Consider the following 16,395-nt stretch of genomic DNA (forward strand, 5'->3'; position numbering starts at 1 on the left):
TAGTTTGGCAGCCAAAAATAAATGTTAAAACATCCCTTTAAATACTAAAATAAACAGAATCTAAATGCATGTCAGGGTTAATGCAACGCTAGTGGATATTCGCCACTTAATATGATTGTAAATTAACTGTCACATCAATTTAATCCAAATTAAGCAGCGATAATCAATTTAGATTGCTGAAAATCGTAAAACAAGCAAAATTAGTGTGCGATTATCGAACTAAATGCAGTGAACGTTTAAGTATGAGTGGAGCAGAATTATCCACCTTATGTGACAAACCAATCTTGACAATATCCTACACAGAGGTATACATTCGTATACAAGAGCTTGTGTATACATATGTATACGAAATGATTAGGAGGGTTGTATGATGCGGGAAGGCAGGCATGAGCACAGAGGAGATCCGCCCTTCCGGGAGCATGGAGACCGCTGCGGGCTTTCGCATGAGGACGGGAAAAAGCGTTTTCAGAGCGCCCAGACATTCCGCCGCGGACGGGCCATTGCGTTTCTGGACCGGTTAAACGTCAAACGTTCCACGCTGCATGAGCAGCTGAACCGGCCGGAATATGAATCCATCAAGCCGGTGATCAGCGGCGAGCTGAAGGCGACGGAGGCGATTATCCAGGAGTTTATCCAGGCTTTTGAGCTGAGGGAGATGATTCAAGAGGGCGGTGACGGCTCCTCTGAAAGCGGATTGAACGTGGAAGAGACGGACACAGGAGTGCCGGATAAGAAAGAACAGTAATGTACAGTAACCGTACTATTTGAAAATGTAGGTGAACTGAATGTGGAAACTGAGGGGTTTTATTAAGCCTTACATGCTATGGTGCTTGCTGGCTCCGCTGCTGATGGTGCTGGAGGTATTCATGGATCTGCTGCAGCCGACGCTGATGGCAAGCATTGTAGATGAAGGACTTATGAAGAACGATCTGCCGCATATCATCAGGACAGGTCTCCTGATGCTCGGTGTGGCATTGATCGGAATGATCGGCGGGGTAGGCTGTACCATATTCTCTAGCTATGCCTCGCAGAATTTCGGTAATGATCTGCGGATCAAGCTGTTCGGGCATATCCAGAGCTTCTCCAACCGGAATCTGGACCGGCTGCGGACCGGCTCGCTGATTACCCGCCTGACCAATGATGTGGTTCAGCTGCAGACCTTTGTGCAGATGATTCTACGCATGTTTGTGCGTTCTCCGCTGCTGCTGGTCGGCAGTCTGGTGATGGCCATCCGGATCAGCCCGTCTTTGGCTCTGGTCCTGCTTGTAGCTGTACCGCTGCTGTTTATCCTGCTATATGTGCTGATCAAGCTTTCGTTCCCGCTCTTTGCCAGGATGCAGGAGAAGCTTGACGGTGTGAGCAATGTTCTGCAGGAGAACCTGACGGGAATCCGTGTCATTAAAGCCTTCGTCCGTGCCCGGCATGAACAGAAGCGGTTCGACGCAGCCAACGCCGGATATACAGAGACCGGCATCAAAGCGATTCGCCTGATGGCGATGAATATGCCGCTCATGATGCTGATTCTGAACGGAAGTATCGTGGCGGTACTGTGGTTCGGCGGCATCCAGAGCTGGAACAGCGGGCTTCCCGTTGGTGATCTGATCGCATTCATTAATTATGTGACCCAGCTCCTCATGTCGATGATGATGCTGAGCAATATGTTGACCTTTGTCTCACGGGCCAAGGTGTCTGCCGACCGGGTGAACGAAGTGTTCGCTACAGGGAGCGAGATTACAGACTCGCCTGAAGCAGAACAGAATGCCATATCCGCCGGTCAAATCGAATTCCGCAAAGTCTCGTTCGCCTATAATCCGGGAGACGAGAACCAGGTGCTGGAAGACATCAGCTTTACCGCCAGGCCAGGGGAGACAGTAGCCATCCTTGGCGCTACCGGGGCCGGCAAATCTACGCTGGTCAGCCTGATTCCGCGCCTGTATGAGGTCTCTTCCGGCTCTGTTGCCATTGACGGCACAGATATCCGGAGGATTCCCCTCCATGAGCTGCGCGCCGGGATCGGGTTCGTGATGCAGCAGACGATGCTCTTCAGCGGAACGATCCGGGACAATATCCGGTATGGGCGGCCTGACGCGACTGAGACAGAAGTAGAGCAGGCGGCTATGGCCGCCGAAGCGCACAGCTTCATCGCTTCACTTCCGCAGGGGTATGACACGGAGCTTGGCCAGCGCGGCGTTAATCTGTCCGGCGGGCAGAAGCAGCGGCTGTCGATTGCCCGGGCGCTGCTGATCCGGCCGTCTATCCTGATTATGGATGACAGCACCAGCGCGCTGGATGCAGTCACCGAGGCACGGATTCGCGGACGGCTGAAGGAGGAGATGAGCGGCAGCACCAACATTCTGATCGCCCAGCGTGTCTCTTCGATCATCGACGCCGACCGCATCCTGATTCTGGAGAACGGGCGCATCGCTGCGCAGGGTACGCATGAAGAACTGATGGCCAGCAGCGACATCTACCGGGATATCCGCTCGTCGCAGCTTAAGGAAGAGGAGGGAACGTATGTCCAGTCATCCTAATTCGTCTAATCCTCAGTCTCCGGGCGGTATCCGTCCGGGCGGGTTCGGGGGAGGTCCGCCCGGACGCGGCGGCGCTGTTCCCAAAGTCCGCGCCAGGAATCAGGCGGCAACGATCAAGCGGATCTGGGCCTATCTGAACCGTCAGCGGCGCGGGCTCATCATGGTGTATGTGTTCACCATTCTAAACGCGGTGCTTGCGTTGATCGGGCCCTATCTGCTGGGGAAGGCGATCGATACGGCCATTATTCCCCATGATTACGGGTTGCTGGTCCGGCTTTGTCTGCTGCTGGTCGGTATATATATTCTCGGGAGCGCAGTCTCCTGGGTACAGGCGTATGTCATGACGGCCGTTTCCCAGAATACCGTCTATGAATTGCGGCGCGATCTGTTCGCCAGGTTCCAGGAGCTGCCGGTACAGTTCTTCGATACCCATGCCAGCGGCGAGCTGATGAGCCGGGCGACGAACGATATCGACAATGTGTCCAATTCGCTTAACCAGAGCGTAACCCAGCTGCTGAACAGCGTCATTACACTCAGCGGATCGCTTGCCATCATGCTGCTGATGAATATTCCGCTTACGCTAGTTGCCCTGTTGACCATTCCGCTGGTCCTGTTGGCCAGCCGCAAAATCACCGGTCTGAGCCGGACTTACTTCAAGAACCAGCAGAAGCATTTAGGCGAGCTGAACGGCTACGTGGAGGAAGCAATCACCGGGCAGAAGATCATTAAGCAGTACCAGCGGGAAGAAGAGGAGACCCGGCGATTCCGGGGATTAAGCGATGAGCTGAACCAATACAGCATCAAAGCGCAGATTGTCTCCGGATTAGTAGGACCGGTCATGAACATGATCAACAATTTCAACTTTGCGCTAATTGCCGGCATCGGAGGCTGGATGGCCTACAACGGCTGGGCAACCGTCGGGGTCATCGTCAGCTTCCTGAACTACTCGAAGCAGTTCGGCAGGCCGATCTCCGAGCTTGCGAACCAGTATAACCTGATCCAATCGGCTATTGCCGGTGCGGAGCGCGTGTTTGAGGTGATGGATATGGCTTCCGAATACAGCGGCGGCGGAGAGCAGGAATTTCCGAGACTGCGCGGGGAGGTCATGTTCCGGGACGTATCCTTCGGTTATACACCGGAGAAGGCTATACTGAACCGTGTGAGCTTCACAGCAAAGCCCGGCGAGAAGATCGCGCTGGTCGGACCGACGGGAGCAGGGAAGACGACCATTGTCAATCTGTTGACCCGCTTCTACGAAATAACCGGAGGAGAATTACTGGTTGACGGGCGGAATATACGGGAGCTCGATAAGAATGCACTGCGCAGCCAGCTCGGTATGGTGCTGCAGGATGCGCATGTGTTCTCCGGTACCATCCGGGACAATATCCGCTTCGGACGGCTGGAGGCAACGGACCGTGAGGTTGAGGAGGCTGCCAGGCTGGCTAATGCCGACGCCTTCATCGCCAGACTGCCGCAGGGTTATGAAACGGTGCTTGGCGCGGAGGGCGCAAGCTTAAGCCACGGCCAGCGCCAGCTGCTGACCATCGCCCGCGCCATTCTCGCCGATCCGGCCATTCTGATTCTGGATGAAGCCACCAGCAGCGTCGATACGCGGACCGAGATGCACATCCAGCAGGCGATGAAGACGCTGATGAAGGGACGGACCAGCTTTGTGATCGCCCACCGGCTCAGTACCATCCGGGATGCAGACGTTATCCTCGTCATCCAGAACGGGGAGATCGTGGAGCAAGGCAACCATGAACAGCTCCTGAAGCGTGAAGGCGTTTATTCCGAGCTCTACAACAGCCAGTTCAAACGGGCGATACAAGCGGTGTAAATTGCATTCACCGCCAATAGAACTACAAGAAACGGTTTCGGGAACTTGCAGCTGCAATTCCGGAAGCCGTTTCTTTGTGCGTTCTTTTGACAAATGCGGCCTGAATTCATGTTAGCTTTTGTGCTTTTTGAAGATATATGTAAACGAATACATAGGTTTGAGTTCTAGAATATATGTAATGAATATTGACACTCTAATTTTGATATTTTAGGATTAGCTATAACTAAACCAACAAACGTACAGCAGGATACAGGTGGTTCTGATCAATTGAATTCCGGTACAGAACACGCTGCCAAGCGCCGTAACGTAATGGGGGGATCGCACATGGAACAGGCAAGCGGCCGCAACAGTCTGCGGGAGAAAGTGATTTTCACCAGGCAATATCCGATTTATCTGGGGGATACGATCGGCGTCACCTCACAGTATCAACGTCTGCATGCCCATGATGCCCTGGAGATCAATATGATCAAGTCGGGGACCGGTTATTATCTGATCAACGGAGAGCGTTATGATTTTGCCGAAGGAGATATCCTGCTGATCAACTCCAATGATCTTCACTGCGCGTACGAAACGGAGAATCTCATCATGCAGGTGATCACGTTCGATGCGTCCTGGTTCCTTGGAACACTGCGCTGCGACCCGGAAATTCTCGCGCCCTTCAAGGAAATGGGCATTCATTTCAGTAATCTGCTGGACCGCAGCAATGAGAAGATCACGCTCCTCCGCTCACTTCTGCTGCAAATGCAGGAGGAGCATGAGGCCGAGCGCCGTTCGTTCACCTCCGCAGTGTACGCGTATTTCCTGCAATTCCTCGTCTGTATCAACCGCCATTTCCGCATGGAAACCCTGCAAAGATCCAAAGCCGGCATTACCGCCGCCCAGCTCGACAAAATCTGGCATGTCACCCGCGTGATGGAGGAGCAGCCCGCTTATCCGTGGACCCTTGAGGAGCTGGCAGCCCTGGTGTTCTTAAGCCCATCCCGCTTCAGCGACATCTTCCGGCGGACCGTCGGAATGTCCCCGCTGCTGTATCTGATCCATCTGCGCCTCGAAAATGCCTATACCCTGCTCCAGACCTCCGACCGCAAGATCGTCGACATCGCGATGTCCTGCGGCTTCCGCACCTTATCCAATTTCAACCGTCTGTTCAAACGCCATATCGGCACCGAGCCACGCCACATCCGGATGAAATCCGCCGCTCAGGACAGTAAGATAGTGTCAGTATTCGAGAAATTAGGCGGAGCGGCAGAAACGGATTGATTGTAGACTTGAGTTAATAAATATAACAACACAAGTTATTAGCAGTTACAAGAAGGTTATGGAAAAGGAGGTTAAAATGCAGAAGATCGCCTATCCCGCACGTATGACTACAGAGAAACGTAAACCCGGTCTGATCAAACGCTTGGCCCGGCAGTGGGATCTTCAGCTAATGGTGCTGCCGGCATTGTGCTTTATTCTCGTCTTCAGCTACATCCCCATGTACGGGGTATTGATGGCCTTCCAGGATTACAATTTGTTCAAGGGATTTACGGGAAGCCCCTGGGTCGGGATCAAGCATTTCGAGATGTTCTTCAACGCCCCGGAATTCTGGACGGTGATCCGCAACACGGTGGTCATCAGCCTGCTCAAGCTGCTGGTCGGCTTTCCGGCACCCATCCTGCTGGCGCTGATGCTTAACGAGGTTCGCAGCCGGGTGTTCAAACGGACGGTGCAGACGATCAGCTACCTGCCGCATTTTCTGTCGTGGGTCATCGTCTCAGGCTTCGTAATGTCCATGCTGTCTACGGAGAACGGCAGCATCAACATGCTGCTGCAAGAGCTGAACCTGATACACGATCCTATCAATTTCCTCTCCTTGCCGCAATATTTCTGGACCATTCTGGTGACTACCGGGGTGTGGAAGGAGATCGGTTTCTCTTCCATTGTGTATCTGGCTGCCATCGCCGGTGTCGATCCGCATATGCACGAGGCCGCATCCATAGACGGGGCCGGAAAGCTGCGGCAGATGTTTTCGATCACCTTGCCGTCGATTTTACCCGTTATTATCGTGTTCCTGATTCTGGCCATCGGCAATCTGCTCAGTGCGGGCTTCGAGGATATCCTGCTGATTGGCTCCAACCCGGTGCTGCGCGATGTGAGCGATGTGCTTGACACTTACGTCTACCGGATCGGTATCCAGAACAACCGTTATTCCTATGCCACCGCCGCCGGTCTCTTCAAATCGCTGATCGGGGTGTTCCTGCTGGTAGGCGCCAATTATGCCGCACGCAAATCGGGGAACAGCCTATGGTAAGGCAGGAGGGAGTGATGCGCAGATGAAGCTGTCGACTGGAGACCGGACGCTGGTGGCAGGTATTTATGTAATGCTTGCAATTCTGGCCTTTGTTTCGTTTTATCCATTCTGGAACGCTGCTGTAATTTCATTTAACAACGGTACTGATACTATGCGTGGTGGCATCACCTTCTGGCCGAGACAGTTCACCCTGGAGAATTACGGCGTTGTCTTTGAAGACAGACGGCTGATTAACGGGTTCGTAATCTCGGTGCTGCGCACCTTGATCGGTACGCTGGCTTCCATCGCCGCCACGGCTATTTTTGCCTACGGCATGAGTAAGTCCGAGCTGATCGGGCGCAAGGGTTATATGGTCTTTTGCATCATCACGATGTATTTCAGCGGGGGGCTGATTCCGACCTTTCTGCTGATCCGTGAGCTGGGCATGTTCAACTCGTTCTGGGTCATGGTCATCCCGGGGCTCATCAGTGTATGGAATATGATCATCTTCCGAACCTTCTTCAAAGGCATTCCCGCCGGCTTGGAGGAATCCGCAAGGATTGACGGGTGCTCCAATTGGGGTGTGCTGCTGCGTGTGGTGCTGCCGCTATCGGGACCGGTCATTGCTACCTTGTCGCTGTTCACCGCCGTGTCGCACTGGAATGACTGGTTCACACCCAGCATTTACATCAGCAACATGGATCTGATGCCGATCCAGACGAAGCTGCAGCAGATTCTCAACTCCAACATTATGTCCGAGCAGATGGCCCAGCTGGATGCCGCCGCCCAGGGCAGAATGAACAAAATGCGTGCGGTAACAACCAAATCGCTGTCCATGGCGACGATGATGGTGGCGACGATTCCGATTCTGTGTGTGTACCCGTTTCTGCAGAAGTATTTTGTCAAAGGCGTAATGGTCGGTTCACTGAAAGAATAAAGCATCTCAAGGGGGATTATGACATGAACGTATTCAGCAAAAAGACCGCTTCGGTGGCGGCTGTGCTCAGTCTCATGATTGGACTCTCAGCATGCAGCGGGGACAACAGCAACTCTGCAACGGGCGCCGATTCCTCGGCCAATACCCCGAAGAACGGGGAAGCATCCGCGAATGCGCCGGCAGGCGGCGGGATGTATATGCTCGGTGAGCAGCCGCTGGAATTCTCTTTCTACGGACACTACGACTGGTATACGATGCCCAATTGGGGCGAGGATCTGTCCACCCAGTGGATCAAGGAGAACAAGAAGGTGAACGTAGTACCGGTCAGCTCGGGCGGCAATGCCAAGCAGAAGCTCAGTACCATGATCGTCTCCGGCGAGCTTCCGGATGTCATCTGGCTGGAGCGCGGGGCGGATGTTGAACAACTGCGGGCTGCAGGGGCGCTGGTACCCTTCGACGATTATCTCGATAAATATCCGAATCTGAAGGAGTGGGCCGGTGAGTCGACGCTGAATATGCTCCGTTCCCCGGACGGCAAGCTGTATCAATTCCCGAACTGGTACACGACGCAGCCTAACGGGAACAGCGGCTATCTGGTCAACAAGAAAATCTACAATGAACTGGGTGCTCCATCACTGGAGACTACCGATGATCTGTACGCATATCTGAAGCAGGTCAAGGAGAAATACCCGGATGTCGTGCCGTTTGAGGTCGGTCAAGGTGCCGAGGGCGTGGACGTGCTGTCGTCGGCTTTTGCCGAGAACCGGCCGTATGTATACAGTGCCCTGAGCATGATGGCGATTCCGACAGGCAGTGAAATGACCTCCGTCTTCAAGGATGAAGCGTTCCGCTCGTCGCTGGTGTATGCAAACCAATTGTACCGGGATAAGCTGATCAGCGCAGATGCCTTCACCCAGACACGCGAGCAGGTCGAGCAGAAGATTATTACCGGCAAAATCGCCGTCTACGCCGCCTCCAGTCCAACGGAATTCGGCGCCATCGGCAACTCGCTGCTCAGCGAGCAGGACCCGGACGCCGGATATATTATGGTCTGGCCGATTCATAAGGCAGGCCTCGACAAGAATAAAATCTATCCCGGCGCTTACAATCAGCTGGGCTGGAATGTCAGTGTCATAACGACGGCGGCAGAAGATCCGGAGGCGGTCTTCGCGTTCCTTGACTGGTTCACAGGTCCGGAAGGACAACGGATCATCATGTGGGGACCGGAGGGCAAATACTGGGACGGAACCGACGCCGAAGGGGCGCCGCTCTTCACGGAGGCGTTCACCACCGATACCAAAGGCCGCGACGAGCTGATGAATGCGACCGTCAACCTGCAGTGGAACGGCAATACCGTATATGTAGACAACTCCAAGATGAAATTCGAATCGACACTGCCTGAAGACAAGAAGAGCTGGGAAACGAAATGGCAGTCGGAAATTACCTGGAAGACGCAGTATAACACGACCGAATTCGTAAACCTGGCCCCGGCGGGCGACTCCAATGAGGGCATTATCAACCAAAGCGTCGGTGAAATCTATGAGAAGGCGAGAGCCCAGGCTGTGCTCAATGCCAAGAGCGAGGCGGAAGTGCTGGCCATTCTCGACAAAGCGGAAGCGGATGCCCAGCAGGTGGGCTACAGCGAGCTGCTGAAGTACAAGACGGAGAAATGGCAGGAGAACCTGAGCAAGCTGAAGCAATGATACTGACATACGGGAGCGGGAGAACTTGAACTATTACTTGGGCGTTGACGGCGGGGGCAGCAAGACGCTGGCTGTCATATCCGACGCGGCGGGCCGCATTGTGGGGCACGGCGCCAGCGGATGCGGCAACCATCAGGCGGGGGCGCAGACCGCTGAGATCAACATCAATCTGGCAGTGGAGGAAGCGCTCCGCCACGCAGGTCTCGGCAAAGAGCAAATCACCTTCTCCCTCTTCGGTCTGGCCGGTGCCGACAGAGAAGCGGATTACAAGATTCTGCGGCCGATGATTGCAAGAATGGATCTCGACCCGCATGCCATTGTGTGCGATACCGTGATCGGCCTGCGGGCCGGAACCCGGCAGTCCTATGGAGTCGTGGTGATCTGCGGCACAGGCACCAACAGCTATGGCATCAACAGCAAGGGCCAGGAGCTGCAGATCGGCGGCTTCGGCTATACCTTCGGCGATTTCGGCGGAGGCGCCGATCTGGCGGTGGAGGCATTTCGCTCGGTAATCCGGGCCTGGGAAGGGCGGGAGCAGCCTACGCGGCTGGCTCCGGCCATCCTGGAGCAGCTGGGATACAGCAGTGAGGAAGAAATGTTCCACCACTTCCTGGATCACGGGCTGCGCGTGCCCAGTGGCATCGCGAAGCTGATCTTCGAGGTGGCTGCCCAGGATGAGACCGCCCGGGCAATCCTGCGGCGGCAGGGCAGCGAGCTGGGCATTGCGGCCAAGGCGGTGATCCGCAAGCTGGGGATGGAAAGAGACAGCTTCGATCTGGTGATGGCCGGCAGTATTCTGACGCGGGGGGACAGCCGGTATGTCGTACCATATCTTGAAGCGGAGGTTCTGCCGGCCGCACCGGGCTGCCGGTTGCGTGTGCTGGAGCAGGAGCCGGTAGCCGGCGCCTTGCTGCTGGCCATGGAGAGGAGCGGTGTCCAGGTCGGTGAAGCAGTCTATCAGCAGTTGCAACATACACTATCGGTAAAGGCGGCGAATGCAGTATGGATCAAAGACTGAAGGTGGCGGTTATCGGGGGCGGCTCTTCCTACACCCCGGAACTGATAGAAGGCTTCATCCGGAATTACTCCACCTTTCCTGTGAGCGAAATCGTACTGGTCGATATTCAGGAAGGACTGTATAAGCTCTCCATTGTCGGAGCTCTGGCCCAGCGGATGATTGCGAAGTCCGGGCTGCCGATCCAGCTGAGCATGACGCTTGACCGGCGGGCCGCGCTTGCGGATGCCGATTTTGTCAGCACGCAGATGCGGGTTGGCCGGCTAGAGGCCCGCGGCTGGGATGAGACGATTCCGCTGAAATACGGCATGATCGGGCAGGAGACCACTGGCCCGGGCGGCATGATGAAGGCGCTGCGCACCATCCCGGTGCTGCTGGATGTCGCGCGGGATATGGAAGAGCTATGTCCGGATGCGTGGCTGCTGAATTTTACGAATCCGGCAGGCATGGTCACCGAAGCAATTCACAAGCATTCACGGATCAAATCCATCGGCCTGTGCAATTCTCCGATTGCCGCCTACAAATGGCTGTCAGCGCTCTATGAAGTTCCGGCAGAACGAATCTACTGTGAATTCGCCGGTCTCAATCATCTGCACTGGATCAGCACCATTACGGTCGACGGCGAGTCGAAGCTGCCGGAGCTGCTGGCGAACCGGGACGGCTATTCGGCCCGCAATGTGCCCCAATATGAATGGAATGCTGCGCTGTTAGCTTCGCTGGGTGCTATTCCTTCCTATTACCTGAAGTATTTCTATCTGCACCGCGAGATTCTGGCCGAGCAGCAGGAAGCGGCAGCCAGAGGCGAGACCCGGGCGGAGACGGTCCAGCGTCTGGAGGATGAGCTGTTCGAGCTGTACAAGGACGAGAATCTGGCCGAGAAGCCGAAGCAGCTGGAGCAGCGCGGCGGGGCATATTATTCGGAAGCCGCCGTGCGGCTGATGAATTCGCTGTACAATGATTCCGGCGATATCCAGACCTTGAATGTGCCGAACAAGGGCATTCTCGATTTCCTGCCGGAGGATGCCTGCATTGAGGTGAATTGCAAGGTGCTGCGGCAAGGCCCGGTTGCAGTCCCGGTGACCGTTGTTCCGGAGGCGGCCAAAGGGCTGATTCATGCGGTCAAGACCTATGAGAGCCTGGCCATTGAGGCGGCGGTAAGCGGCAGCCGCGATATGGCACTCCTGGCGCTTGCCCATCATCCGCTGGTTCCATCCGTCAACGATGCGGAGAAGATGCTGGACGAAATGCTGCTGCAGAACAAAGCCTATCTCCCGGGGTTCTTCCAGCATGCCGGGCGCTGAGCGGAAGGCGGCGAAAGAGACTGCCGAGTGTAAAGCCAGGGTGGATGCTGAACGGCAAGCAGGCAAGGGTCCCGTATGGCAGGTTAATGAGCCTGATGATGAGGAAAAGGACTGGGTAGATACGAATGGGCAGAAGGATAATGAGGATAGTGAGCAGAAGGCGGTGGGGGAAGCTGCCGGCCTGAAGGTCAAGGAGACAGCTGTGATTCCGGGGAAAGCTGCGGAACCGCGCCTTTCGCTGGAACAGAAGGTGGCCCGCATGTGCATTACGGGCCTGCCCTCCCGGGAAGCAGACGCCGCTTATCTGGAGCGGCTGACGCAGCAGCCGGTCGGCGGAATCGGCTTGTTCCCGCATAATATCAGCGGAGAAGAACAGCTGCGCGGGCTTGTCTGCGGCGTGAAGGACGCTGCGGGCAAGCTTGGCCTGCCTTCCCCGTACTACATTTCCATCGACGAAGAAGGCGGTACTCTCGCCAACTTGAAGGCGTTCTTCCCGCATGTGCCCGGCAACCGTGCGGTTAAATTGACCGGCGATCCGGAGGCGGCATACCTGCAAGGAAAGCTGATCGGCAGCCAGCTGCAGGAGCTTGGCATTCCTATGAACTGGGCACCCGTGCTCGACGTCAACACGAACATCCGGAATCCGGTCGTCGGCGTGCGTTCCTACGGAGAGGAGCCCGTCTGCGTTGCAGCCTTCGGCTCCGCTTATATCCGCGGGCTGCATGAGGCCGGAATAGCTGCCACGGCCAAGCATTTCCCCGGACATGGACAGGTGGACGGAGACTCGCATTTCGAGCTGCCCTCTTGCAGTCTGACCCTGGAGGAGCTGCGCAGCGGACCGCTACTGCCGTTCGCGGCTGCCATTGAAGCCGGATGCGACGCGGTGATGATGGCTCATATTGTCTTCCCGGAAATTCCGCAATCGGAAGGCTTGCCTGCTTCGCTCAGTCCTTTCTTCGCAGCGCAGCTGCTGCGCGGAGAGATGGGATTTGAAGGCGTCATCTGCACGGACGATGTTGAAATGGGCGCCATCAAGAACAGCTATCCGCCTGAGCGGATCGGGGAGCTGGCTGTATTGGCCGGCAATGACCTGATCCTGATGTGCCATACGCCGGACTTCCAGGACAGGGTCATCCGGGGGATAGTGGAAGCTGTAAGGGCAGGCCGCATTCCGGAAGCAAGGATTGACGAATCCATGAGGCGGCTTACCCGCTTACACAGGCGTATGGAGGAATACGCGCAGCAGAGCCGGCCGATTCCGCGAACAGAGTGGGCGCGCGAAGCTGCGGAACTGACCCGGCGAACACTGACCCTTCTTGCCGACCCGCTGGGCCTGTTGCCGCTTAAGCCGCAAGCACGGTACACGCTGCTTCTGCCGCAGCCGGAAAGGCTGACGCTTGCCGATAATACGGACAGCGGTGAGTTAAGCTTAGGCAGGCTGCTGTCTGAGCAAGGGCTTGATATCACCGTAAGGATGATTCCTAACGATCCGGGAGCAGAGGTGATATCCGCACTTGCAGCCGAAATAGAAGAGGACGAAGCCGTTATTATGGGTACGTGGAATGCGCACATCTTCACGGGACAGCTGGTTCTGGCGGATGTCTTAGCCCGCAAGAAGCCGCTGATCGCCGCCGTGCTGCGCAATCCGTATGACGCCGGGCTGCTGCCCGGCTCGGCGACAGTGATTGCAGTATGCAATACTTCCACCTATGCATTGAAGGCGCTTGCGGATATGCTATATAGATTGAACTGAAAATTTTAAGTTGGGATTAGCCGTGACTCCAGAGAACATTGGGACTTCCGTCCGTTGCCCGCCCGCAAATTTCTTGATTTATCCCACTGTTTGCGGTATATGAATTTTCACATGAAATAACGAGTGCATAAAATGGATGAGGAAGGCTAACAGCACCTATTACTAAAGGTTGACAGCACCTATTGCTCTTAATGACCTCACTATCCGCTTCTAAGCTGCTAATTGCAGTTTGTACAACTATATCCATCGAAACAAGCCGTTTTCCGGCAATAGTTGCAGTTCGTACATCTATATTCTTACTTTAAGGCAGTTTGATCCCAATATGCTGATTTTAGTTGCACAAAATACATCTATCCTTCGCAAGATAGGTACTTACCTAACAAATAATTGTACGAAATGCATTTATCCTTGTTGAACAGGGGCTGCCTATCGTTCATCATAACTATACCGAACTGACTGCCAGCGAATAATACAGTCAATAGCGGTCTTCCTCCGGTAATTGGGGGAACGGGCAGCGGCTGAAAGCCTGTAACTTACTGAATTCACTTTCAGGCCTTATCCGGCTAATCTTAAGTTCAACTTATATAGCAGCAGGGAAGATGCCACTGGAAATATGAACGGGAAGTTGTAAACGGAGATTCCCATGAACAGAGGAGTTGAGCTAACTATGGAAGCCACTACCGGCAGGAGTGCAGAAATCCGCCGCAAGGTAGGTCAGATGTTCATGTGCGGGTTCATGGACACCGCGCCGAACGACAATATTCTGAAGCTGATCACCGATTATCATATCGGCGGCATTATTTACTTCCGGCGCAACATCGGGACGGCGGAAGAGGTCTATGCGTGTTCGGCTGCATTGCAGCGCGCCGCTGACGAGCCGCTGCTGATCGCCATCGACCAGGAAGGCGGAATGGTGGCGCGGATTGAGGATGGCGTCACGCTGATGCCGGGCAACATGGCCCTGGGGGCTACCCGGAATGCCGAAGGTGTGCGGAGGGCTGCCGCCATCAGCGGGGCGGAGCTTCGCCAACTCGGGATCAATATGAATTTCGCCCCGTGCGTGGACGTCAACAATAACCCGGCCAACCCTGTGATCGGTGTCCGTTCCTATGGGGAATCGCCGGAGCTGGTCAGTGAACTGGGCCTGGCTGCCGCCCAAGGCTATCAGGAGGCGGGGGTTGCGGCGACGATCAAGCATTTTCCGGGCCACGGCGATACGGATACGGACTCTCACCTGGCACTCCCCGGCATCAGCCACGGCCGGGAACGGCTGCAAGCGGTCGAGTTGCTTCCGTTCCGGGAAATTATCGGCTCCGGCGTCGATGCGGTGATGACGGCGCATGTGGTATTTCGCGCCTACGAGGAGCAGGATATCCCCGCTACATTGTCTCATAACATTATTACAGGTCTTCTGCGCGATGAGCTGGCCTTTGAAGGGGTTATCGTTACCGACTGTCTGGAGATGAACGCCATCTCACAGACTATCGGTGTGGGAGCGGGTGCCGTACAGGCGGTTCAGGCCGGGGCCGACCTCATCCTCGTCAGCCATACATTCGCCTGGCAGACGGAAGCGATAGAGGCGGTGGTGCAGGCAGTGCTGGAGGGGAAGATCCAGGAGAACCGGATCGACGAATCGGTGCAGCGGCTGGCCCGGCTGAAGGCCAAACGGGCCATTACCACAGCCGAACCGCGGCCGTTCGCCGATATCGCACCGGAGCTGGCTTCTCATGCATCCCGTCAGGTTGCCCGGGAGCTCAGCGAGCAGAGTATTACCCTGGTCTGCGACGAAGGCCAGCTTCCGCTCGACCGCAATCAAAGCATCTATTGTATCTGGCCGGAGGTCCGCACCAATCACGAAGTGATTGAAGCCCTGCATGAGGAATGGACACTGGGCAAGGCGCTTGGTGAATACTATGGACATATTACCGAGACCATTATTGATGTCGACCCTTCCGAGCAGGAGATCAGCAGAGTCCTTCAGGAAAGCGCCGCCTTTGAGCAAATTGTGGCCGTAACCTACAATGCCGATTTCTCTGCGGGCCAGCAGCGTATTCTGCAGGAGCTTGTCTCGCGGAAGCCTGCCCGGCTGATCGTTGTAGCTGCCCGCAATCCGTTCGATTATACTGCCGTATCTGGAATCCGTACCTATCTGGCCGCGTATGAGAACAAGCCGCTGGCGATGCAGTCCGCCGCCAAAGTCATCGCCGGTGTCAGCACCGCCCAGGGGCGGCTGCCGGTAACGGTGGGTGAATTTCCTTTTGGCTCAGGGATTGTTGGGTAAGTAGATTCGTCCGATTGGTGTATGCATATTACAGCCAAAAGAGATCTATAATGATCGCGCAAAGCGCGGTCTCTCCGATAGATCAGACATCTCTATTCCGCATAATTGCATTTCGTACAACTATATTCACTAATAAATACAACCAGAAGCCAATAGCTGTATTTCGTACAACTATATCCGCTGATTTCTGGATTTATAAGGCTCTGGCGGGTATTTAAGTGTACCAAGTGCAGATATGACATTATTTAACTTCAATTCTAGGAATAGATGTACAGAATACATTTATACTGTAGATTGCGCATTGCCAGCCAGTTGGAATTTCAACTCCAGAAGACATTGTATGAAAAAACAGCAGTCGTCCTTGCCATATTCGGTATTGCGATAGTTTTTCTGTGATTAATCCTATGATGAGCGCAGAATTTGCAAACGGGCTGAAGCTATGTTATAAATTGAATAGCATATTCAATCGGGTTGTTACTGTTCAATCAGGCAAAACCGTATCCCTGGGAAGGGACGGTTTTGCCTTTTCTATTGTCTGAAAGAGTATGCCTAAACCTACCCTATATGATGAAAGAGAGCTGATCTTATCATGCAAACTACATTCAGAATTATCGACGAAGACGGAATTCATGCACGTCCGGCGACTGCGCTGGTCAATACAGCTACTAAGTTCAAGGACACGGAAGCCTTCGCGGAAGCCAAAGGCAAGAAGGTAACCCTGAAATCCATCCTGGGCGTACTGTCCCTGGGGCTGGAAACCGGCGA

At 54.9% G+C, this 16,395-nt stretch carries 12 protein-coding genes; all 12 read left to right on the forward strand.

From position 1 onward, the window contains the following. Positions 1 to 370: 370 nt before the first annotated feature. Positions 371 to 745 (forward strand): hypothetical protein, encoded by a 375-nt coding sequence (locus F1379_RS29105; RefSeq protein WP_239004857.1) that lies wholly within the window; start codon positions 371 to 373, stop codon positions 743 to 745. A 40-nt stretch (positions 746 to 785) separates the two neighbouring features. Further along, complete coding sequence (locus F1379_RS29110) at positions 786 to 2,531, forward strand: ABC transporter ATP-binding protein (RefSeq protein ID WP_150275980.1); 1,746 nt, start codon at positions 786 to 788, stop codon at positions 2,529 to 2,531. Then, positions 2,515 to 4,368, forward strand: coding sequence for an ABC transporter ATP-binding protein (locus F1379_RS29115; protein ID WP_150275981.1), 1,854 nt, complete (start codon positions 2,515 to 2,517; stop codon positions 4,366 to 4,368). Before F1379_RS29110 ends, F1379_RS29115 begins: the two co-directional genes overlap by 17 nt. 324 nt (positions 4,369 to 4,692) lie before the next feature. After that, positions 4,693 to 5,628, forward strand: coding sequence for an AraC family transcriptional regulator (locus F1379_RS29120; protein WP_150275982.1), 936 nt, complete (start codon positions 4,693 to 4,695; stop codon positions 5,626 to 5,628). Positions 5,629 to 5,704: 76 nt separating this feature from the next. Beyond that, complete coding sequence (locus tag F1379_RS29125) at positions 5,705 to 6,661, forward strand: ABC transporter permease (RefSeq protein ID WP_150275983.1); 957 nt, start codon at positions 5,705 to 5,707, stop codon at positions 6,659 to 6,661. 22 nt (positions 6,662 to 6,683) lie between these two features. Beyond that, positions 6,684 to 7,577, forward strand: a complete 894-nt coding sequence (locus F1379_RS29130) for a carbohydrate ABC transporter permease (protein ID WP_150275984.1) — start codon at positions 6,684 to 6,686, stop codon at positions 7,575 to 7,577. A 23-nt stretch (positions 7,578 to 7,600) separates the two neighbouring features. Further along, positions 7,601 to 9,280, forward strand: a complete 1,680-nt coding sequence (locus tag F1379_RS29135; protein WP_150275985.1) for an extracellular solute-binding protein — start codon at positions 7,601 to 7,603, stop codon at positions 9,278 to 9,280. Between the two features lie 25 nt (positions 9,281 to 9,305). Beyond that, positions 9,306 to 10,298 carry an N-acetylglucosamine kinase gene (locus F1379_RS29140; RefSeq protein ID WP_150275986.1) on the forward strand — a complete coding sequence of 331 codons (993 nt, stop codon included), beginning with the start codon at positions 9,306 to 9,308 and terminating at the stop codon, positions 10,296 to 10,298. After that, positions 10,283 to 11,596, forward strand: coding sequence for a 6-phospho-beta-glucosidase (locus F1379_RS29145; protein WP_150275987.1), 1,314 nt, complete (start codon positions 10,283 to 10,285; stop codon positions 11,594 to 11,596). Before F1379_RS29140 ends, F1379_RS29145 begins: the two co-directional genes overlap by 16 nt. After that, positions 11,583 to 13,349 (forward strand): glycoside hydrolase family 3 protein, encoded by a 1,767-nt coding sequence (locus F1379_RS29150; RefSeq protein ID WP_150275988.1) that lies wholly within the window; start codon positions 11,583 to 11,585, stop codon positions 13,347 to 13,349. Before F1379_RS29145 ends, F1379_RS29150 begins: the two co-directional genes overlap by 14 nt. Positions 13,350 to 14,016: 667 nt before the next feature. Next, positions 14,017 to 15,630 (forward strand): beta-N-acetylhexosaminidase, encoded by a 1,614-nt coding sequence (gene nagZ, locus F1379_RS29155; RefSeq protein WP_150275989.1) that lies wholly within the window; start codon positions 14,017 to 14,019, stop codon positions 15,628 to 15,630. A 589-nt stretch (positions 15,631 to 16,219) separates the two neighbouring features. Next, positions 16,220 to 16,395: HPr family phosphocarrier protein (locus tag F1379_RS29160; protein WP_150274514.1), on the forward strand; the 176-nt coding region annotated here is incomplete at its 3' end.

The sequence above is a fragment of the Paenibacillus tepidiphilus genome (assembly GCF_008635795.1).
GTDB classification, from domain to species: Bacteria; Bacillota; Bacilli; order Paenibacillales; family Paenibacillaceae; genus Paenibacillus_AQ; species Paenibacillus_AQ tepidiphilus.

What these genes read in the sequence shown, in the direction of transcription:
- F1379_RS29125 (WP_150275983.1), top strand. Translation starts at nt 5,705, where the DNA reads ATGCAGAAGATCGCCTATCCCGCACGTATGACTACAGAGAAACGTAAA.
- F1379_RS29145 (WP_150275987.1), top strand. Translation starts at nt 10,283, where the DNA reads ATGGATCAAAGACTGAAGGTGGCGGTTATCGGGGGCGGCTCTTCCTAC.
- F1379_RS29130 (WP_150275984.1), top strand. Translation starts at nt 6,684, where the DNA reads ATGAAGCTGTCGACTGGAGACCGGACGCTGGTGGCAGGTATTTATGTA.
- F1379_RS29110 (WP_150275980.1), top strand. Translation starts at nt 786, where the DNA reads ATGTGGAAACTGAGGGGTTTTATTAAGCCTTACATGCTATGGTGCTTG.
- F1379_RS29115 (WP_150275981.1), top strand. Translation starts at nt 2,515, where the DNA reads ATGTCCAGTCATCCTAATTCGTCTAATCCTCAGTCTCCGGGCGGTATC.
- F1379_RS29150 (WP_150275988.1), top strand. Translation starts at nt 11,583, where the DNA reads ATGCCGGGCGCTGAGCGGAAGGCGGCGAAAGAGACTGCCGAGTGTAAA.
- nagZ (WP_150275989.1), top strand. Translation starts at nt 14,017, where the DNA reads ATGGAAGCCACTACCGGCAGGAGTGCAGAAATCCGCCGCAAGGTAGGT.
- F1379_RS29135 (WP_150275985.1), top strand. Translation starts at nt 7,601, where the DNA reads ATGAACGTATTCAGCAAAAAGACCGCTTCGGTGGCGGCTGTGCTCAGT.
- F1379_RS29105 (WP_239004857.1), top strand. Translation starts at nt 371, where the DNA reads ATGCGGGAAGGCAGGCATGAGCACAGAGGAGATCCGCCCTTCCGGGAG.
- F1379_RS29120 (WP_150275982.1), top strand. Translation starts at nt 4,693, where the DNA reads ATGGAACAGGCAAGCGGCCGCAACAGTCTGCGGGAGAAAGTGATTTTC.